This window comes from Burkholderia sp. PR2, assembly GCF_052372875.1.
Taxonomy (GTDB): domain Bacteria; phylum Pseudomonadota; class Gammaproteobacteria; order Burkholderiales; family Burkholderiaceae; genus Burkholderia; species Burkholderia diffusa.
On the sequence record NZ_JBQRWH010000001.1, the window covers coordinates 39,736 to 60,276 of the forward strand.

The following is a 20,541-nucleotide window of genomic DNA, read 5'->3' on the forward strand; positions in this document are numbered from 1 at the left end:
CGACGGCCGCTCCGACGAAGGTGGTGCATGCCGGGATCGCTTCGTCCGGGAGGACGAGGCGTCGTTGCCGAGCAGTGCTCAGCGGAAGATTTTCAGCCAGTCGAACAGGCCGGGATGCGGACGCCGCCTCGGTGCGGGCGCCGGTGCACTGCGCGGACGGAAGTCTGGCGAAAACTGCGCGTGCGAATCGATCGCGCGCGCACGCAGCGCCGCATCGTAGAACGAGCCGACGATCGGCAGCGCGCTGTGCGCGCCCGCGCCCCAGTAGTCGCTGCGCAGCGTCACGCTGCCGTCGTCGAAGCCGACCCATGCACCAGCCACCAGTTGCGGATGCATCAGGATGAACCAGCCGTCCGTGTTGTCCTGCGTCGTGCCGGTCTTGCCCGCGACGTCGACGCGAATCCCGTAGCGCGAGCGGATGTCGGCACCGGTCCCGTAATCGACGACGCCGCGCATCACGTCCACCAGCGTCTGTGCCGCGGCCACCGGCAGCGCGCGTTCGGGCGGCGCGCTGCCGAACGCGGCGAGCACCTTGCCGTCGCGATCCTCGATGCGCGTGATCATCTGCGGTGCGACGTACACGCCGCGGTTCGCGATCGTCCCGTACGCGGACACCATTTCCTTCAGCGTGACGGGGCTCGTGCCGAGCGCGAGCGACGGCACCGCGTCGAGCGCGCTGTCGCGCACGCCCATCGCGCGCGCGAGCTGCGCGACCCTGGCCGCGCCTTCGCGCTGCATCACCTGCGCGGTGATGCGATTGCGCGACAGCGCAAGCGCGTCGCGCAGCGTCATCGGTGCGTCGGTCGGCGGCTCGGCATCGGTCGGATGCCACACCGCGTGCGCGCCGATCGGGATTGCGACGGGGCGATCGACGAACGTATCGCCGGGCTGCATGCCGTCCGCGAACGCGGCGCCATAGACGAACGGTTTGAACGTTGAGCCCGGCTGGCGTCGCGCCTGCACGACGTGATCGAACGGCTCGCTGCCGAAATCGGGGCTGCCGACCCACGCGCGAATCGCGCCGTTGCGCGGATCGATCGCGACGAAGCCCGCCTGCACCTGCGTCTTGCGCTCGCACAACGCGCGGATGAACGCGCGATTCGCGCCGAGCTGCTTCAGCGCCGCCACATCGGTGAGCCCTGCGTCACGCGCGGCGCGATAGTCGGGCGTCTGCCGGATGAAGCCGCGGAACAGGTCGTTGCGCAGCCCGCAGCCGGACGGGTTGTGCCACGCGCTGTCGGCGATCGCCTGCAGGCGATCGGTCTGCTGCGTCAGCGCTTGCGTCGCCATGTCCTGCAGCTGTGCATCGAGCGTCGTGCGCACGACGAGGCCGTCGGCGTAGAGATCGTAGTTGTTGCGGTCGGCCCATGCGATCAGCCACTTGCGCAGCTGCACCGCGAAGTGGGGCGCGGGGCCGGGTTGCGCGGTCTGCGGCTCGAAGTCGACGCGTAGCGGCCGGCGCTGCAACTGCGCGAGCTGCCGCTGCGACAGCATGCCCATTGCCGCCATCCGGGCGAGCACGATGTTGCGGCGCTGTACCGCGCGCTCCGGGTTCAGCACCGGGTTGTAGTAGCTGTTGCCCTTCAGCATCCCGACGAGCGTCGCGCTTTCGACGATGTCGAGCTGGTCCGCCGACTTGCCGAAATAGGTGCGCGCGGCCATCTCGACGCCGTACGCGTTGTACAGGAACGGCACCGTGTTCAGGTAGGTCTCGAGAATTTCGTCCTTGCTGTACACCGTCTCGATCTTGAATGCCGTGATCAGCTCCTTCACCTTGCGCGTGAGCGTCGGCGCGCGGCCGACTTCGTCCGGATACAGGTTGCGCGCGAGCTGCTGCGTGATCGTCGAGCCGCCCTGGCGGCTGCCCGAGAACGTGTGCAGCCCGGCCGCGAGCGTGCGGCGCCAGTCGATGCCGTGATGCGCGTAGAAGCGGTGGTCCTCGGTCGCGATCAGCGCGTCGACCATGTGCGGCGAGATCTGCTTGAGCGGCACCCATTCGCGATTGACGGGCCGAAACTCGGCGATCAGCTGACCGTCGGCCGACAGCACGCGCGCGGGGCGGTCGATGCGTGCCTTGCGGATGTCGCCGATGCTCGGCGTGAACGGGACGAACGCGAGCAGGACCAGCAGGCCGAGCACCGGTATCGCGGCGAGCGTCAGGGCGACACCGCGGCGCGTCGGATGGCGCAGGCGATGCCAGGCGCCGGCGCCCAGCAAGCGGGCGCCGGTGCGGCAGCGAAGCCACAGGTCTCGAAGAAACGGCACGAAGCGATTCACGGCGGCAGGAGCGCGAGCGGAAAAGGCGCGATCCTAGCAAACCGCGAACCGTTGTCCGTGGCCAAACAGCCCGTTTTCTTGCAGGATTTACAGACGATTACGTTTGTTTCCCGCGGACAACCTTTGGTCGTACGCGTTGCCGCGATTCTTCCGATGAAACGGTGCCGGCCGCTTCGCCGACCACATCCGCTAGGCGCTGCGCGGCCGCTTCCATCCGTGCGCGATCGAACCCGCCGAAGCCGAGCACGAGGCCCGGGCGCGCGGTGCCCGGCGCGAACATCGGCGATACCGCGCGCACCGCGACGCCCGCCTGCGCGGCGCGCGCCACCACGTCGAGATCGTCGATCCCTTCGGCGAGCCACAGCACGACGTGCATCCCCTGATCGCCAGGCTGCACCCACGCGCGCTCGCGCGGCAGCCGCGCGCCGAGCGTGTCGATCAGCAACGCGCGCTGTTCCGCATAGACGCCGCGCACACGGCGAATGTGGCGGTCGAGATGCCCTTTCGCGATGAAGGCGGCGAGCACGTGCTGATCGGCGGTCGGCGCGTGCCGATCCATCAGCACGCGCGCACCGCAGAACGCGGGCACGAGATCGCCGGGCGCGATCACGTAGCCGAGCCGCAGCGACGGGAACAGGATCTTGCTGAACGTGCCGAGATAGATCACGTGTTCTGGATCCAGCCCTTGCAGCGACGGAAACGGATAGCCTTCGTAGCGCAGCTCGCTGTCGTAGTCGTCCTCGACCACCCACGCGCGATGCGCGCGCGCCCAGCCGAGCAGCGCGTTGCGCCGCGCCATGCTCATCGGCATCCCGAGCGGGTACTGGTGCGATGGCGTGACGAACGCCGCGCGTGCGTTCGGCGCGAGACGGATGCCGGCCTCGACGTCGATGCCGTCCGCGTCGACCGGCACGCGGACCATCGCGTCACGCCGCCCGGTGCTCTCGAGCAGTGCGGTGATGCCGCGATAGGCGGGATTCTCGACCCACGCGCGATCGGTCGGGCCGAGCAGGACCTGGCTCGCGAGGTGCAGCCCTTGTTGCGTGCCGCTCGTGATCACGACCTGATCGGCGCTGCAGCGCACCGAGCGCGAGCGGCGCACGTAATCGGCGATCGCTTCGCGCAGCGGCAGCGCGCCTTGCGGATCCGCATAACCGGACGGCGCACCGGCGCCGCGGGCGCGCAGGCGGTTGCCGAGCCGGCGCCAGATGTCGTCGGGTGCGGTGAGCCCGACCGGCACCGAGATCGCGAACGGCACGGCCGGCAACGGACGGAATTCGCGGGCGATCCGCGCGAACGTCGCGGCCGGTTCGGGCAGCCCGGCGTGTGCGGCACGCCGCCGGGCGGCGGGTGGTTCGACGGTCGGCGGAGAGGGCTCGGCGAGCGCGTTCGCGACACGCGTACCGGCGCCGCCGCGCGCCGCCAGGAAGCCTTCGGCGACGAGCTGCGCATACGCGTCGACGACGGTGCCGCGCGCGACCTGGAGCGACGTCGCGAGCAGCCGCGTCGACGGCAGCGTGTCGCCGGGCCGCACGTCGCCGCGCCGCACCGCTTCCCGCAACGCCTGCGCGAGCTGGCGGCTCAGGTCGCCGGCCGCGCGGTCGAGCACGCCGAGCGACGGGATTTCGACGATCCGGGCGGTTCTGGCCATGATTCTGGTCTTCTGAAATTGTTCGAAACCGGCTCTACAGAATAAACCAGTTAGCGGTCACAATCTGCGCATGACGGGCCAGTGCCCGAGCCATTTCAATCCCTGCACGACCGTGGAGCCGACATGTACGTCCCTGCCGATTTCAACGAGCCCAACCTCGACGCATTGCGCGAACTGATCGTGCAGCATCCGTTCGGCAGCCTGGTCACGCACGGGAAGAGCGGGCTCGACGCGAACCACCTCCCGTTCGAGTTGCTGCCGGGCGACGGCGGCCTCGGCGAACTGCATGCGCACGTCGCGCGTGCGAATCCGGTCTGGCAGGAGGTCGCGAACGGCGACGACGTGCTCGTGATCTTTCGCGCCGGCGACGCGTACATTTCGCCGAACTGGTACCCGAGCAAGCATGCCGCGCATCGGCAGGTGCCGACGTGGAACTACGTGGTCGTGCATGCGCACGGCCGCATCACGGTGCGCGACGACGAGAAGTTCGTGCGCGGCGTGGTCGCGCGGCTGACGCGCACGCACGAGGCGTCGCAGCCGGTGCCCTGGAAGATGGCCGACGCGCCGAAGGACTATCTCGACACGATGCTGCAGTCGATCGTCGGGCTGCAGATCGAGATCACGCGGCTCGTCGGCAAGCGCAAGCTCGGGCAGAACAAGGCGGTCGACGATATCCGCGGCGCGGGCGACGCGCTGATCGCGGACGGGAATCTCGCGATCGGGGAGGCGATGCTGGCGGAGGCGGATGCGAAGCGGGGGTAGGTCACGGTGAATCGCATGGGGGCGCATGCTACTGCGTATGCGTCGCGCCCTTCGCCCCTTCTCCCGCCTGCGCCAGCGCCCCCCGGATCGCCGCTTCCGTTTTGTCATACCCGCCCTCGCCATACCGCGTATAGACGACCTTCCCGTTCGCGTCGATCAGGTACAGCGCGGGCCAGTACTGGTTCCCGTACGCACGCCAGGTGTCGTAGCGGTTGTCCTGCGCGACCGGATACTGGATGCCGAAGCGCTTGATCGCATCGGCGACGTTCTTCGCGTCGCGTTCGAACGGATACTCGGGCGTATGCACGCCGACCACGACGAGCCCCTGGTCGCGATACTTCCGGTACCAGTCGTTCACGTACGGGATCGTATGAATGCAGTTGATGCACGAGTACGTCCAGAAATCGACCAGCACGACCTTGCCGCGCAACTGATCGAGCTTGAGCGGCGCGCTGTTGTGCCAGCGCTCGATGCCGGTGAAGTCGGGCGCCGGCGTGCCGGCCAGCGAGGTGGTCGTGCCCGCGTCGTCGCGGGTGCCGGCGAATGCGGCGAGCCCTGCCGTGGCGGCGAGGGCGATCACGAGGGCGGCGGTCCTGAATCTGGGCAGCATGGCGGTTCTCCGGTTCGGCCGGCCGCCGCGCAAGTGCACGGGCCGGACAGGTTTCGACAGCCGTCATTGGGCCGCGCCGACGTATCTGCGGTGTGTCCGGCAAGCCGCGCCTGTGCAATGTTGTGTGTCGTCGCGGCGGCGCGATACATTGGGATACAAACGCGCGCCTGCGATGCGGTATAAAAGCGGACATCGCCAGCCGGAACATCACGCCAACGACATCGACTCATGGACAAGATCGACCACGTACTGATCGTCGACGACGATCGCGCGATCCGCGAACTGATCGCGGACTATCTGGAGAAGAACGGCATGCGCGTGTCGCTTGCCGCGAACGGCCGCGAGATGCGAAACGCGCTCGACGACGGCGCGCCCGACCTGATCGTGCTCGATCTGATGATGCCCGGCGAGGACGGCCTCACGCTGTGTCGCGACCTGCGCGCGGGCAAGTTCCGGACGGTGCCGGTGCTGATGCTGACCGCGCGCGGCGAGGAAACCGATCGCATCATCGGCCTCGAGATGGGCGCCGACGACTATCTCGCGAAGCCGTTCGCGGTGCGCGAACTGCTCGCGCGGATCCGCTCGGTGCTGCGCCGCGCGCGCATGCTGCCGCCCGGCATGCAGGTGACGGAGACGGCCGCGATGCTGGCGTTCGGCGAATGGCGGCTCGACACGACGGGGCGTCACCTGCTCGACACCGAAGGCACGCTGGTCGCGTTGAGCGGCGCCGAGTATCGGCTGCTGCGGGTGTTCCTCGACAATCCGCAGCGCGTGCTGACGCGGGACCAGTTGCTCAACCTCACGCAGGGCCGGCAGTCCGATCCGTTCGACCGGTCGATCGACCTGCTCGTGAGCCGGCTGCGGCAGCGCCTGCGCGACGGCGCGCGCGAGCCGCGCTACATCAAGACGCTGCGCAACGAGGGCTACGTGTTTTCGTCGGCGGTGACCGCGGTCGAAGGCGACGCATGAACACGCGCACGCTGTGGCACTGGCCGCGCTCGCTGTTCGCGCGGCTCGCGCTGATCCTGTGCGTGGGCCTCGTGCTCGCGCAGACGCTGTCGTTCTGGCTCACCGTGACCGAGCGCGACCAGGCGACCACCAACCTGATGATGGGCTACATCGAGCGCGAGGTCGCGAGCTCGGTCGCGCTGCTCGATCACCTGCCGCCCGACCAGCGCGCCGCGTGGCTGCCGCGTCTCGCGCGGCGCAGCTACGCGTTCATCCTCGGGCCGGGCCAGACGGGCACGCCTCCGGAGGCGCGGCTCTCGGCGCGCGTCGAGCGCTCGATTTCGGACGGCATCGGCGGCGATTACCCGTTGACCGCGAACGCGCTCCCCGGCGATCGCGAGCATCTGCAGGTGCATCTGCGCCTGACCGACGGCTCGCCGCTGACGATCGACATCCACCCGATGTCGACGGTGCCGCTGTCGGGCTGGCTGCCGGTCGTGCTCGCGCTGCAGCTCGCGGTGCTGGCCGCGTGCTGCTGGCTCGCGGTGCGGCTCGCGACGCGGCCGCTGAAGCAGCTCGCGCAGGCGGCCGACGCGCTCGGCCCCGACCTGAAGGGCGAACGCCTGAACGAGGACGGCCCGTCCGAAGTCGCGCGCGCAGCCCGCGCGTTCAACGCGATGCAGGACCGCATCGCGCAGTACATGGCCGAGCGCATGCAGATTCTCGCGTCGATCTCGCACGACTTGCAGACACCCATCACGCGGATGCGGCTGCGCGTCGACGTGATGGACGACGACGCGCAGGGCGCGAAGCTGCGCCAGGATCTGCTCGAGATGGAGCATCTGGTGAAGGAAGGCGTCGCGTATGCGCGCACGCTGCACGGCACGGAAGAGGCCGCGCGCCGCATCGATCTCGACGCACTGCTCGACAGCATCGTGTGCGACTACACGGATGCGGGGCAGGACGTCGCGCTGCACAGCGGCGGGCCGCTCGCGCTCGTCACGCGGCCGAAGGCGCTGCGCCGGATCGTCGGCAACCTCGTCGACAACGCGCTGAAGTTCGCGGGCGCGGCCGAGATCGACGTGCAGCCGGCAGCGGGCGGCGGCGCGGTCATTGCGGTGCTCGATCGCGGCCCCGGCATTCCGGACGATCAGCTCGACGCGGTGTTCGAACCGTTCCGGCGCGTGGAGACGTCGCGCAATCGCGAGACGGGCGGCACGGGCCTCGGCCTCGCGATCGCGCGTCAGCTCGCGCTCGCGATGGGCGGCACGCTCACGTTGCGCAACCGGCCGGACGGCGGCGGGCTCGAAGCGCGGCTGACGCTGGCGAACGCCGCGTGATGCGGCGCCAAGGGCATTGCGGGTTTCGAATCGAAGCGGCCCGCGTCACACGCGCTGCAAATGCGCGTCGACAAGCGGCGCAAGCGTATCCGCATGCATCGCCGCGAGATCGTGGCGGCCGCCCGGCACGACATGCAGCTGCGCATCGGGCAGCCGTTCGAGCAGGCGCCGGCCGGCCGCGACCGGACTGATCGGATCGTCATCACCCCACAGCAGGAGCGTCGGCTGCGCGATGCGGCCGAGGTCATGCGACAGGTCGGCGCGAAACGTCAGGAACCAGTCGGGCAACTGGGGGTTCGCTTCCGCGAAGGCGGCGCGCCAGTCCTGCGCGCCGAGCCCCTGCATGTCGAGGCCGCCGGACGTGACCGTCAGCACCAGGTGCGTGACGAGCGCCGAACGTTCGAGCGCCGCGCGCATCGCGATCACGCCGCCCATCGATTGCGCGATCACGGCGGTCGGCCGGTCGATCGAGGTCAGCACATGGCGCACGAGGCCGTCGAAGTCGTCGACGGTCGAATCGCGCGGCGTGTCGCCGAAGCCCGGATAGCCGACGATCCGTCGCGCGGCCGGATGCGCGAGGCGGCTCGCGAGCGGTTGCCAGAACGCGGTGCTGCCCGACGCGCCGGGCAGGAAGAGCAGTTGCGATGGAACGGGCATGACGGGGTGGTTTTCCGGGAAGCGAAGTGGGTTGAACAAGGCGTGACGCTGCGTCAGCACCGGCCGGTGCGCAGCGCCACGGTCCAGTCGTCGCGGCCGCGCGATGCCGCGGTGGCGGCGGCCGTATGCCAGTCGTATTCGACCGCATGGAACTCGGCGTGCCAGCCGGCCGACGTGCGCGACACCGTTGCATAGCGCGCATGCGGCGAACCGGTTTCGATCCGGTGCGGATGCGGTAGATCGTCCATGTACGCCTGCAGCCCGACGCTGCCCGGGTTGACGATCACACGGCCGTCGTCGAGCTTCGCGATGCGCGGCACATGCGTGTGGCCGCACAGGATCAGCGACGCCGGCGCGTCGCCCGCGCGCTGCGCGATTTCATCGGGCGTCGCCGCGCGGCAGCCATCGGGCGTCACCGTTTCGAGGAAATAGACGAGGTCGCTGGCGGGCGTACCGTGCACCATCAGCACGTCTTCGTCGAGCGTCAGGCGCTCGGGCAGCGCGGCGATCCACGCGCGATGCTCGTCGCGCAGCGCATCGTGCGCCCAGCGATCGGACAGCCGCATCGTGTCGCGATCGCCGGTCAGCAGTTGCCGTTCGTGATTGCCCTTGATGGTTGGCAGGTCGAGCGCGATCAGGCGGTCGGCCGTTTCGGCCGGATGGAGCGCGCCCGACACGATGTCGCCGAGGTTGACGATCACGTCGGCGCCGCGGCGACGCACGTCGTCGAGCACCGCGTCGAGCGCGGCGAGGTTGCCGTGGATGTCGGACAGCGCGGCGATTTTCATGGTGAGCAAGTCGAGGCGGGGAACGGCGATTGTCGCGAATTCGGCGCGGTTCGTCCAATCGCGTCGGTGACGCGACACGCGCGACGCGCGACGAGTTTCAGTCGGTCGCGATGCGCGCGTACATCGCGAAATCGCCCGGCACGCCGCGCACCATCCGGTACGCGCGCAACAACCCTTCGTACCGGTAGCCGCATTTCTGCAGGACGCGCGCGGAGGCGGCGTTGCTGCTCAGCACGACGCCCTGGATGCGCATGAAGCCACCTTCGGCGAACGCCCACGCGGTGACGCTCGCGCACAGCGCGCTCGCGATGCCGCGCCCCCAGTGCGACGGTGCGAGGTCGTACGCGATCTCGGCCGAACGGTTCGCGGTGGACACCGTATGCAATCCGATCGTCCCCGTGAGCGCGCCCGACGCGTCGTCGACGATTGCGAGACGGCGGATCGAATCCGGATGAGTCGACTCGATATCGTCGAACAGCGGCAGCAGATCGTCGCGCGCATGCAGGTTCCAGCTCGTGTGGCGGACGACGTCGCGCCTCGACAGGTACGCGTACCACGCGTCGAGATCCGAGCGGTCGAGCTGCCGGAGCGACAGACCGGGGAAACCGGAGCGGGGCGGCGCGGCGATCCTCATCGCGCACCCATCACGCGCGATGCGGCGCGCATGCCGACGCGCCTATGCGGCATGACGCCGGTACAGCGCGAGCGAACCGGCCAGTGCGAGCAGCATCGCGCCGCACGTGCGTTCGAGCCACAGCGCGCCCGAGCGCTTCAGCAGCCGCACCGCACGAGCGCCGAGCAGCGCGTAGCCGAACATCACCGCCCCGTCGAGCAGCGCGAACGTGACCGCGAGCGCGACGTATTGCGGCGCGAGCGGCGCGGACGGATCGAGGAACTGCGGCAGGAATGCGGAGAAGAACAGATAGCCCTTGGGATTGGTCACCGCGGTCAGGAAGCTCTTCGCGAAGATCAACGCGTTGCGTCCGTGCGCCGTGCCGCCATGCCCGACGGTGACGTCGAGCGAGCCCTTCGACGTGAGCAGCCGGATGCCGACATACGCGAGATAGGCGGCGCCCAGCCATTTCACCACCGAGAACCACCATGCCGACGCCATCAGCAGGGCGCCGAGGCCGAGCGCGACCGCGACGATCAGCACGAAGTCGGACAGCATCGCGCCGGCGAAACCGTAGGCCGCGCGGCGCACGCCGTAGCGCGAGCCGTTGGTCAGTGCGAGCAGCACGGTCGGGCCTGGCGTCGCGATTCCGACGAACGCGACGGCGGCGAAGATCAGCAAGGTCGTTTGATGCATGCCGATGGCTCCATGTGGAACGCGGGTGCTCGATTATCGGGCGCGCGTTGTCGCGCTGTACAGCGGCGTTCGCTGCGCGGCCGATTATCTCGATTCTGGCAAGAAGTTGTTTTCATTATTGCGCTGTTGATGGGAACCGGTTCCAACTACCATGGCGGCCGTGGCGGGCATGCTCGCCGCGACGTCGCGCGCGCGTATCGCACGCGCGCGTTCCCGTGTGCGGACGCGGCCGGCGTCGCATGCCGGCGGGGCTTCCGGCCGCACGCGCTACTCGCATAGAACAACGGGCTCACCGCCCGGAGACGCTAAAAACCATGAACAAGCAACTGATCGCAGCACCGCTGCTGCTCTCGCTCGCGGGCATCGCATCCGCGCAAAGCTCCGTCACGCTGTACGGCATCGTCGACGCGGGCGTGACCTATCGCAGCAACGAACGGGTCGGCTCGCCGGGCGCCTATACAGGGCATTCGAACGTCGGGCTGACCACCGGCAACCTGTCCGGCAGCCGCTGGGGCATCAAGGGTTCCGAGGATCTCGGCGGCGGGATGCGCGCGCTGTTCGTGCTCGAGAACGGCTTCGACATCACCAACGGCACGTCGGGTCAGGGCGGTCGCCAGTTCGGCCGGCAGGCCTTCGTCGGCGTCGGCAGCAACCGTTACGGCACGGTCACGCTCGGCCGCCAGTACACGTCGCTCGATGACTTCGTGAGCCCGGTCGGCCCGTCGTCGTTCATCGGCGGTTTCGGCGCGCACCCGGGCGACATCGACGATCTCGACCAGACCGCGCGCGTCGACAGTTCGATCAAGTACACGAGCGCGAACTACGCGGGCTTCACGTTCGGCGCGCTGTACGGCTTCGGCAGTCAGCCGGGCAGCATGAAGCAGCGCAACACGTGGAGCGTCGGCGCGGCATACGCGGCGGGGCCGCTGCGCGTGGGCGTCGGCTACGAGCGTTCGGACAACAGCAAGACGGGCGCGACCGACCCGACGGCCGGCAAGTGGCAGAGCACCGACGACGGCCTGTTCAACTCGTCGATCAACGAAGGCTATGCGAGCGCGCAGTCGCAGCAGATCATCGCGACCGGCGCGACGTACGACTTCGGCCCGGCCGTGGTCGGCGTGAACTACAGCAACGTGCAGTACCGCAGCGGTGCCCAGTCGCTGTTCAACGGCCACGCGACCTTCAACGTCGCGGGCGTGTTCACGCGCTGGAACGTGCAGCCGCAGACGCAGCTGTTCGCGGGCTACAGCTACACGCGCGGCAGCGACGTCGACGGCATCGACAACCGCGCGCAGTATCACAACGTCACGCTTGGCGCGGTCTACGACCTGTCGAAGCGCACCAGCGTGTACCTGCTCGGCGCGTACCAGCATGCGTCCGGCACGACGCTCGACGCGCTCGGCCGGCCGGTGGCCGCGACCGCATCGGTGTCGGACAAGGCGAACGGCCACTCGTCCGACTCGCGGTCGCAGGCGATCGTCAGCCTCGGCCTGCGCCAGAAGTTCTGACGTCACGCGCATGACCGGCCGCTCGCGTTCGATGCGGGCCGCCGGTTGCGTGGCCCGCTGCTGATCGATGTCTGTTCCACCGCCAGCGCGTGATCGACGTCGTCGATGCGCTGCCCAGGTGCCTCGACGGTTGGGGCGGCGCGACGCTCGACAGCGCGAGCTGACCTGAACCGGCCGCACGCCCGGCCGGGGCGCGGCCTTCCTCATCATCGGTGTCCACCTCTCCTTCGCCGCACGCGCGGTCCATCCCGCTCCTCATCCGCATCTTCATTGGCAACGGCAACCTGCCGCACGTCGCCTTATTTCATGTATTCACGATTTTCCCGGCAATGCGGCGCGCACGGGACAATATTTTTTCTCTTTCATTTTAATTTCGATTTGTAATCATTTAATCGATTCGACGGCAATGGAAGTTCAATGTGCGCGAATCAGAAAAAATGACGCGTTATGGTCAGGTGTTTCGGAATAAAGTGCCGGAAAAAGCGGCTCGCGAGAGCGCTGTCGGGCGGGGCTGCGATACGAAGCCCGGAGCGATGCGTCTTCAGTCAGGCGGCATCGCGCGGTAAAGGAACGTAATGAATCATTCGCAGCGAAATTGAATCGGTTTTTGAAAAAATCACCAATATTTCATACGCGGCCAATTAGAGTGTAAAAAACGATCGTCCGGGAGCATCATTCATGTTATCGAAACAAATTCGTGCGGCATTGCTTGGGCTGTGCATGGCAATGCTGGCGCCGGCCGGTCACGCACAAGCGCAATACACGACGGACTGGCTCGCGAACACGTTCGGCACGCTCGCCGCGCACGTCGGCAACGGTGCGCGCTCGCTTTGGGTCGCGCCCGAGGGCGTGATCTATACGGCGTCGCGCTGGGACGAGAACGCGGGCGGTGTCGCGATCTACCAGAACGGGCAGACGCTCGGCACGATCGGCATCCATGACGAATTCCAGGGTGGCGCGATCACCGGCAACGCGAACTCGCTGTTCGTCGCGCTCGGCTACAACCGCACGTTCGGCAGCGGCTCGGTCGGCCGCTACAACCGCAGCACGAACCAGCGCGACCTGCGCATTCCTGTCAGCACGTGGACGGGCATCCAGTACGCGGACGTGATCACGGGCCTCGCGACGACCGGCAACCTGCTGTACGTGAGCGACTTCTACGGTAACCGCGTGCGCGTCTACACGACGGACGGCGTGTGGCAGCGCGATATCGGCGTATCGGGCCCCGGTGCGCTGGCGCTCGATGCGGCCGGCAACCTGTGGGTCGCGCGCAAGAGTGCGGGTGTCGTCGCGCAGTTCAGCCCGACGGGCACGGCGATGAGCACGATCCAGATGGCGGCCCGCGCGCGGCCGGCGTCGCTGTATTTCGATGCGCCGAGCGGGCAGTTGCTGGTGGGCGACGAAGGCCCCGACATGAACATCAAGATCTACGCGCTCGTGGGCCAGCCCGTGCAGCGCGGCACGTTCGGCGTGCTCGGCGGGTATCTCGACACGACTTCGGGCATCAAGGGGCAGGTCGGCGACAAGCGCTTCACGCGCGTCGCCGGCATGGGCAAGGACGCGGCAGGCAACCTGTACGTGCTGAACAACGCGTGGGGCGGCGGCTGGGATCTCGGGCGCAATGGCAGCACCGACCTCCATTCGTACAGCCCGACGGGCGTGCTGCAATGGAAGCTGCAGGCACTGAACTTCGAGGCTGCCGCCGCGCCCGATCCCGCCACCGACGGCGCGTTCTTCTACAGCGGCAACAACGTGTACACCGGCACCGCGGGCGGCACGTTCGTCGCGAACACGATCGATCCGTTCACCTATCCGAAGGACCCGCGCCTCGACATGAACGACTACCAGCGCGGTCAACATTTCGGCCAGCTCGCGCTCGTGAACGGCACGCGGATGCTGGTCGCGACCGGACAGAATCCGGGCAACTACAACATCTATCACTTCAACGGCGCGAGCGGCTACATCGCGATTCCGGACGGCTCGATCCCCGGCAAGCCGTTCAACACGACGCTGCAGGTGACGGCCGGCTTCTCGCTCGACGACAACGGCGACGTGTGGGCCGGGCTCGATCGCACGAACAACATTTCGCATTATCCGATGACGGGTTTCGACGCGACCGGGAAACCGACATGGGGCAAGCCGGTGCAGATTCCGATTCCGCGCACCGTGCTGCCGCTCACACGAATCATCTACCAGGCCGACAGCGACACGATGATCCTCGCGCAGGGCATCTCGGGCAGCTGGGACTGGACAGCGATGAACGGGCACATCGAGGTCTATCGCGGCTGGAAGGCCGGCAACACGAGCACGCCGAACGTCGCGATCAACCTGACGAGCGCGAATCCGAAATCGATGGCGGCGGCAGGCCACTACCTGTTCGTCGGCTACGTGCACACGGTGCCGAACGTCGACGTGTTCGACCTGAACACCGGCAGCCTCGTGACCACGCTGACGAATTCGAACACGTCGGCGATGGACGTCGGCAACGACGTCGACTCGATGTATGGCATCCGTGCGTACCTGCGCTCGACCGGCGAATACGTGATCACGAAGGACAACTACAACGGGTCGAGCCTCGTCGTGTATCGCTGGCATCCGTGATCAGGTATGCCGCGCCGCTTGGGCAAGCAGGGTTTCATGGCGCGCCGGGCACGCGGCCGTTCACCTCGCGTCCGTACATCGAGTCGGGCGTGTCGTGGCATTTCGCGCGCGTGTCCTGCAGCGAGCCGGTGAAATGGGGGGCTTGCGGGCGCTCGTGATTGTCCATGAAGATCGCGACCTCCCACGCTTCCTGATCGGTCAGCGTGCCGCCGAGCCCAAGCAGCATGTTCGCCTTCACGAAACCGGCCGCGTTGCGGATGTCGCCCATGCCCGCGCCCCAGTTGAACGAGCGTGCACCCTAGAGCGCGGGAAAGACTGGCTTTACCGTCCATGTCATGTTGCCGACGGCGATCGTGCCGCCCGATGCGAAGGTGCGTCAGAACGACACCGTCGTCGTCAGCGTGACGAGCCGCGGCTCGCCGACCGCGACGATCAGATTGCTGTTGCTCGACGGATAGTAGGTCTTGTCGAGCAGGTTCTTCACGTTGAGCTGAATGCGTGTCGGGAACTTGCCGATCGTCGTTTCATAGGCCGCGAAAGCATCGACGGTCACGTAGCCGGGCAGCGTGAAGCTGTTCGCGGTGTCGCCGGGCCGTGCGCCGACGAGCCGCGCGCCGCCGCCGAAGCGCCAGCGTCCGGGCAGGTTCGCGATCGCCGTGTCGTACACCGCGAACAGGCTGCCGGTGTGGCGCGCGACGTTGACGAGCGGCGTGTTGCTGTCGCGGTCGTTCGCGTTCGTGTACGCGTAGCTGCCGATCAGGCTCAGATGGCGCGTGAGCTGCCCCGCGACGTCGAGTTCGATCCCGCGCGAGCGCGCGGTGCCGATGGTCGACGTGATGTCGCCGACCGTGACCGCGACGTTGCGCTTGTCGATCTGATAGGCCGCGAGCGTGCCAGTGATGCCGGGCTTCAGGTTGAACTTCAGGCCGGCTTCCAGCACGCGGCCGAATTCCGGCGCGAGCGGCGCAGCCACGTTCGACGCGACGTTCGGCTTGAACGAGCGGCTCACGTTCGCATACGCGGTCAGCGACGGCGTGAGCGCATAGGCGAGCCCGAACTGCGGCAGCCACACGTTGCCGTGCGAGCGGTCGGCGAACACGAACGGCCGCCCCATTCCCGATTCCTGCTGCCAGTCCTCCCAGCGCAACCCGCCGACCGCGGTGAGCCGGTCGGTGATCTTCACGGAGTCCTGCACGATCATCGAGTACGTGTGGACCTTCGAAAGCGAATCGCTCTGCTTCGTGCTTACCGTGCCGCCGGGCGCGAGCAGGCCGTAGACGGGATCGTAGAGATCGAAGCCCCTGGTCGCGGTGCCGCGGATCGTGTCGCCGCGGAAGCTGCGCTGCCGCTCGTATTCGCCCCCGATGTAGAGCGCGTGGTTCATTCCCGCGAGCGTCAGGTTGCCGAGCAGGCCGAGCGTCGCGATCTGGTCGGAGTCGTTGCGTCCGAGGTTGGCGTCGGACGTGCGCGATAGCGCGCCGGTCGTGCTGTTGAAGGCGGTCGCGCGGGTGATGTATTGATCGTAGCGGTCGCGGCCCCAGCCGTAGGTCGCGCGCACGCGCCATGCGTCGGAGAAGCGGTGCTCGATGCGTGCGCGCAGCGTTTCCTGGATTCCGCTGCTTTGCGCCCACGCTTCCTCGTAGCGGCGATAGCGCAGCGCATCGTCGGGGCGGCCGTTCACGAGCACGGTGCCGCGATCGAACGGCGTCGTGTAGTCGACGTACTGGTAGCTGACGTCGATTGACGTGTTCGCGTCGTGCCACGACAGCGCGGGCGCGATCAGCGCATCGCGTTGGCGGCCGAAGCTGCGCCAGTAGCGGCTCGTGTCGTATTCGCCGGTGAGCCGGAACGCGAGCGTGCCGCCCGCGACCTGGCCCGGCTTGCCGAGCGGGCCGGTCAGGTCGAACTGCGCGCCGCTGCCACCGTGGCTCGTGCGCGAGGCCGAGATCGAGCCGCCGAATGTTTCTTCCGGCTTGCGCGTGACGAGGTTGATCACGCCGCCCGGGTCCTGCATCCCGTACAGCAGCGAAGCGGGGCCCTTCAGCACTTCGACGCGGTCGATCGTCGCGAGGTAGCTGTGCAGCACCGGCGTGCGCACGCCGTCGACGAGCACGGAACCGTCGTTGTTCGAGCCGAAGCCGCGCTTGATGAACGCGTCGCGCGTGCCGCCGAGCGTGTTGGTCTGCGTCACGCCGCTGATGTTGCCGAGCACGTCATCGAGCGAACGCGCCTGCTGGTCCTGCATCACACTGCTGCTGACCACGGCAACTGATTGCGGAATCTCCCTGAGCGGACGATCGTCGCCGCCGGCGACGCTGCTGGTGCGCGGCTGGTAGCCGACGGTCGGATCAGTGGCCGCCGATGCGCTGACGCTGATCGTCGGCAGTTCGCGTTCGGGCGGCGCGGGCGTCGACGAGCCCGAGGGCGCGGCCGGCGAGGCCGTGGCGGCAGGGTCGGCATCCGCATGCGCGCCGCTTGCGACGCAAAGGGTGATCAGGGCAGGCAGGCTCGCGCGCCACGGACGCAAGGTCCGCGCGCGGCGGGGCGGTCGACGGGATGGCATGAATCGATGAATGGACGGAGTGCTAAGGATGAAGGCGCGGGCCGCGGCGCTTCACTGATTCGCCGAGGCAGGACGCGCATGATATATGTAATGAGAATCGTTTGCAATTGTAGCGAGGCCGATATGGACCGTGCATCGCGATTGCCGGGTCTTCGGCCGTCTGCTACCGTAGCGGCCAAAATCAGACGCAGTGAAATTCAATGAGAGCCGGGGGCCGCACCATGCCATCTTCTGTCACGTCGCGTGCAGCGCGATGTTTCGCACCGCCGTCGACCATGCGGGTGGTGAAGTGACTGCAGCCGCGTTCCGCGATTCGAACGAATAAAGCAACGGCGGCACGATCGTCCGGCGTGGCGCCGGGCAGCCGGCGCCGCGCCTCGGTCAACGACTTCAACCACTACGCTTGACGGGAGACCACCCATGAAAAAGATTCCCGCGCCGTTCATGACGGCCGCGTTGGCCGCATGCGCGCTGCTGGCGGGCGTGTACCAGGCCGCCTGCGCCGCGCCGGCCGCCGAGCCCGCGATCGACGCGCACTACGGCACCGTGATCGAGGCCTATACGCAGGACATGGCCGCCGCGAAGACGAAATACGACGGCAAGCGCCTCGCGTTCGTCGGCGCCGTGATCCGGATGGGCAGCGACCCGGGCGGCACGTACTTCGGTGCGTTGACGACCGACGGCGAACAGTTCGATACGCATTTCGACGTGGCCGACCAGGCCGCGCTGAAACCGAAATTCCCCGGCGGCGAGATCAAGCCGTTCACGGCGTCCGCGAATTTCCGCTTCAGTTGCGAGAACGAAGGCTATATCGACGCGCCGGTGCTGCCCGGATTGAAGCTTTCGCATTGCCGGCTCGCCGATTGATCGACGGGCGATGTCCGGCGATCAGAACTTCTGCTGAATGCCGGCCATCACACCGAGCTGATTCATCCCGGTGCCGACCGTCCCGCCGGCGGCGACCGCGTTCGCGGCCAGCGTGCTGTTGAACATATAGCCCACCGACGTATAGACGGTCGTCCGCTTCGACAGGAAATAGTTCGCCCGGCCGACGAAGAGCGTGGCGTTCGTGCCGCCTTCGCCGTTTTCGCGGCGTTGCAGGTAGCGCACGCCTTGCAGGTCGAGCGCGAGGTAGGGTGTCGCGTAGTACGTGCCGCCGGCGAACACGATGTCGGCCTGCAGGTGTGCGGCCGCCGCGAGGTTGCGGCGGATCCAGCCGGCGCCGAGTTTCGCGGGGCCGATCTTCACGTAGCCGGCGACGATGTCGCGCGTGTCGGTGTACGCCGGATTGTTCAGCGGCGCGAGCGCGCCGCCGCCGCCGCGCATCACGTCGTGCGATGCGGCGACCCCGAAATTGCTCGCGTCATAGGCGAGCATCGCCGTGTATTGGCGGCAGGCTACGATGTCGCCGGGCACCTGTCCCCCGCAGCCCGTCGCGGACGGTCCCGCCGGCCCGGCCGCGTCGCGGCCGAAGCTGTAGGTCGCGCCGAGCGTCACGCCGTGGAACGTGCCCTTGTAGCCGATCGCATTGTCGCTGCGGGCATTCGGCAAATACGAGTCGAAATCCGCCATCGAATGAATCGACGGGCCGATCACGTCGGCATTGGTCAGCACGATCATCGACATGTTCATCTGGCGGCCGAGGGTCAGCGCGCCGAAGGGACTGTTCACGCCCACGTTCGCCTGCCGCCCGAACAGACGCCCGCCGTAGTTCAGCGCACCGGTGCCGGGCTGGAAGCCGTTTTCGAGTACGAAGAACGCCTGGTAGCCGCCGCCGAGATCCTCAGTGCCTCGCAGGCCCCAGCGTGACGGCACTTCGCCGGTCAGCGTCGGCATCCCGGTGAACGTCCCGCCGTGTGCCGCATTGTTGTAGTAGGACACGCCGGTATCGATGATCCCGTACAGCGTGACGCTGCTTTGCGCACAGGCCGGTCCGGCCAGCGTCATCGCCGTCGCGAATACGACGCCCAGTTTCGTTTTCATGGTTGTCTCCAAACAGTATGTAGATGTACTTATCAATGTTTCAGGCCCGGGACATGTCCGGAATGCCGACGGGTATCGGCAGGACTGCGGGTGTCGCGCGTTACGAGATCGCCGGGTCGCGCTGCCGGTGCGGCGCCGCGGCGCGCCCGCCCGCCACGGCGACGGCGATCGCCGCGCCGGCCATCGGCACGAGGAACGCGAGATAGAGATGGGACACGGACCAGCCGTCGTCCAGCAGCGCGCCGACCGTCATCGGCGACAGGATCGCGCCGAGTCGACCGATGCCGACCGCGAGACCGATGCCGGTCGTACGGATCTCGGCGGGATAGGGCGTCGGCGACAACGCATACATGCCGGCCACGCACGCATTGATCACGGCGCCGAGGAACACCCCGACGGTCATCCCGATGCCGAGCGAGCCGGTGTTCATGCCGAACACGACCATCAGCGCGCCGCCCAGCAACAGCGTCGCGCCCAGCAGGTTGCGCAGGCCGAACCGGGTGGACAGCAAACTGAAGAGCGACGCGCCCGCGATGCCGCCGAGGTTGAGCAGCACGCCACCGGTCACGCCCTGCGATGCCGACAGCCCGGCCTGGACCAGCAGCTTCGGCGTCCAGCTGACGACGAAATAAAAGCTGCCCATCACGAGAAAGAACGCGATCCACAGCGCGATCGTGCGGCGCGTGAGCGGCGCGCGCAGCACGGCCGTCCAGCTCGACGCGGGGTTCGTCGTGTCGATGGACGCGGTCACGGCCGGCAGCGCGTCGATCGGCGCGCGCTTCATTCTCGCGAGGATGCGGTTGATTTTCTGCAGCGCGTCGTCCGGACGCCGTGCCAGCAGGAAGTCGAGCGATTCCGGCAGCAGTGCGAGCACCATCGGGATCGCCGTCAAGGTCAGGATGCCGCCGAACGCGAACACGCTGCGCCATCCCCACGTCGACAGCAGGTAGCCGGCGATGACCCCGCCGGCGGTGGCGCCGATCGCGTAACCGGTCGACTGCATGCCGATCGCGGCGCTGCGCCATTTGTTCGATGCGTATTCGCCGCTGATGACGGTCAGGCTCGCCAGCATGCCGCCGATGCCGAGCCCCGTGTACGCACGTGCGATCGCGAGTTGCAGCGTGCTGTGCGTGGCCGCGCAGGCGAGCATCCCGGTCGAGATGACGGCGAGGCAGAACAGGATGATGCGGCGGCGGCCGATGCGATCGGCGAGCGGCGCGATCAGCACCGAGCCGATCCCCATGCCGGCGAGCCCCGCGCTCAGCAGCAGGCCGATTTCCTTGCCGCTCAGTTTCCACTCGGCGGCCAGGTGCGGCGCGGCAAACGCGATGGCCAGCACGTCGAAGCCATCGAGCATGTTCAGCACGACGCAGGCCGTGACCGCCATCGTCTGGAACGTGCTCATCGGTGATGCGTCGATCGTATTGCGGATATTTGCACTCACGTCAAAGACCCTTCATAAAAAATAGTATGACTAATCGAATTGGAAAAAATCGAAGCCGGTTTTGGCGAGCGGGGCGAATGCGAACGCGAATGCGTGTGCT

17 protein-coding genes and 1 pseudogene are annotated in these 20,541 nt (G+C 67.7%); 6 read left to right on the plus strand and 12 right to left on the minus strand.

Going from position 1 to position 20,541, the window contains the following annotated elements; translation table 11 throughout:
* Positions 1-78 precede the first annotated feature (78 nt).
* Positions 79-2,277, minus strand: coding sequence for a penicillin-binding protein 1A (locus tag ACT2FV_RS00150; RefSeq protein ID WP_444502933.1), 2,199 nt, complete (start codon positions 2,275-2,277; stop codon positions 79-81).
* Positions 2,278-2,374: 97 nt separating this feature from the next.
* Positions 2,375-3,928, minus strand: a complete 1,554-nt coding sequence (pdxR, locus tag ACT2FV_RS00155; protein ID WP_444502934.1) for a MocR-like pyridoxine biosynthesis transcription factor PdxR — start codon at positions 3,926-3,928, stop codon at positions 2,375-2,377.
* A 123-nt stretch (positions 3,929-4,051) separates the two neighbouring features.
* Here pdxR and ACT2FV_RS00160 point away from each other — a divergent pair, with 123 nt between their 5' ends.
* The gene (locus ACT2FV_RS00160; protein WP_444502935.1) at positions 4,052-4,690 is read left to right on the plus strand and encodes an FMN-binding negative transcriptional regulator; all 639 of its coding nucleotides are present in this window, start codon (positions 4,052-4,054) and stop codon (positions 4,688-4,690) included.
* Positions 4,691-4,718: 28 nt separating this feature from the next.
* On the opposite strand, the gene ACT2FV_RS00165 is transcribed toward ACT2FV_RS00160, so the two are convergent.
* Complete coding sequence (locus tag ACT2FV_RS00165) at positions 4,719-5,300, minus strand: thioredoxin family protein (RefSeq protein WP_059598717.1); 582 nt, start codon at positions 5,298-5,300, stop codon at positions 4,719-4,721.
* A 228-nt stretch (positions 5,301-5,528) separates the two neighbouring features.
* Between ACT2FV_RS00165 and ACT2FV_RS00170 the strand changes: the two genes are divergently transcribed.
* A complete protein-coding gene (locus tag ACT2FV_RS00170) occupies positions 5,529-6,269 on the plus strand; it encodes a response regulator (RefSeq protein WP_059532572.1) in 741 nt (246 codons plus the stop codon).
* Positions 6,266-7,588 carry an ATP-binding protein gene (locus tag ACT2FV_RS00175; protein WP_151050777.1) on the plus strand — a complete coding sequence of 441 codons (1,323 nt, stop codon included), beginning with the start codon at positions 6,266-6,268 and terminating at the stop codon, positions 7,586-7,588. The genes ACT2FV_RS00170 and ACT2FV_RS00175 overlap by 4 nt, the downstream gene beginning before the upstream one ends.
* 45 nt (positions 7,589-7,633) lie before the next feature.
* On the opposite strand, the gene ACT2FV_RS00180 is transcribed toward ACT2FV_RS00175, so the two are convergent.
* The 4 genes from ACT2FV_RS00180 to ACT2FV_RS00195 all read right to left on the minus strand — a co-directional run bounded on the left by ACT2FV_RS00180 (position 7,634) and on the right by ACT2FV_RS00195 (position 10,342).
* Positions 7,634-8,245 (minus strand): alpha/beta fold hydrolase, encoded by a 612-nt coding sequence (locus tag ACT2FV_RS00180; protein WP_444502936.1) that lies wholly within the window; start codon positions 8,243-8,245, stop codon positions 7,634-7,636.
* Between the two features lie 53 nt (positions 8,246-8,298).
* A complete protein-coding gene (locus tag ACT2FV_RS00185; protein WP_444502937.1) occupies positions 8,299-9,033 on the minus strand; it encodes a metallophosphoesterase family protein in 735 nt (244 codons plus the stop codon).
* 97 nt (positions 9,034-9,130) lie between these two features.
* On the minus strand, positions 9,131-9,667 hold the full coding sequence (locus ACT2FV_RS00190; RefSeq protein ID WP_444502938.1) for a GNAT family N-acetyltransferase: 537 nt from the start codon (positions 9,665-9,667) through the stop codon (positions 9,131-9,133).
* Between the two features lie 42 nt (positions 9,668-9,709).
* Complete coding sequence (locus tag ACT2FV_RS00195) at positions 9,710-10,342, minus strand: LysE family translocator (protein WP_444502939.1); 633 nt, start codon at positions 10,340-10,342, stop codon at positions 9,710-9,712.
* 314 nt (positions 10,343-10,656) lie between these two features.
* Between ACT2FV_RS00195 and ACT2FV_RS00200 the strand changes: the two genes are divergently transcribed.
* Both ACT2FV_RS00200 and ACT2FV_RS00205 read left to right on the plus strand, forming a co-directional pair.
* Positions 10,657-11,850: a porin gene (locus ACT2FV_RS00200; RefSeq protein WP_444502940.1), complete on the plus strand. Its 1,194-nt coding sequence runs from the start codon at positions 10,657-10,659 to the stop codon at positions 11,848-11,850.
* 678 nt (positions 11,851-12,528) lie between these two features.
* Complete coding sequence (locus ACT2FV_RS00205) at positions 12,529-14,451, plus strand: SMP-30/gluconolactonase/LRE family protein (RefSeq protein ID WP_151050786.1); 1,923 nt, start codon at positions 12,529-12,531, stop codon at positions 14,449-14,451.
* Positions 14,452-14,485: 34 nt separating this feature from the next.
* Here the strand turns inward: ACT2FV_RS00205 and ACT2FV_RS00210 are convergent.
* The 3 genes and pseudogenes from ACT2FV_RS00210 to ACT2FV_RS00220 all read right to left on the minus strand — a co-directional run.
* A pseudogene (locus tag ACT2FV_RS00210) lies at positions 14,486-14,767 on the minus strand (c-type cytochrome); the annotation flags it as partial.
* Between the two features lie 60 nt (positions 14,768-14,827).
* Complete coding sequence (locus ACT2FV_RS00215; protein WP_444502941.1) at positions 14,828-17,014, minus strand: TonB-dependent siderophore receptor; 2,187 nt, start codon at positions 17,012-17,014, stop codon at positions 14,828-14,830.
* A gap of 181 nt (positions 17,015-17,195) precedes the next feature.
* Positions 17,196-17,408 (minus strand): hypothetical protein, encoded by a 213-nt coding sequence (locus ACT2FV_RS00220; RefSeq protein WP_444502942.1) that lies wholly within the window; start codon positions 17,406-17,408, stop codon positions 17,196-17,198.
* Positions 17,409-17,434: 26 nt separating this feature from the next.
* On the opposite strand from ACT2FV_RS00220, the gene ACT2FV_RS00225 reads away from it, so the two are divergent.
* A complete protein-coding gene (locus ACT2FV_RS00225; protein WP_059599714.1) occupies positions 17,435-17,881 on the plus strand; it encodes a hypothetical protein in 447 nt (148 codons plus the stop codon).
* 21 nt (positions 17,882-17,902) lie between these two features.
* Here the strand turns inward: ACT2FV_RS00225 and ACT2FV_RS00230 are convergent, their stop codons facing one another.
* The gene (locus ACT2FV_RS00230; RefSeq protein WP_444502943.1) at positions 17,903-18,997 is read right to left on the minus strand and encodes a porin; all 1,095 of its coding nucleotides are present in this window, start codon (positions 18,995-18,997) and stop codon (positions 17,903-17,905) included.
* A gap of 100 nt (positions 18,998-19,097) precedes the next feature.
* Complete coding sequence (locus ACT2FV_RS00235) at positions 19,098-20,441, minus strand: MFS transporter (protein ID WP_151050981.1); 1,344 nt, start codon at positions 20,439-20,441, stop codon at positions 19,098-19,100.
* Positions 20,442-20,541: the final 100 nt, after the last annotated feature.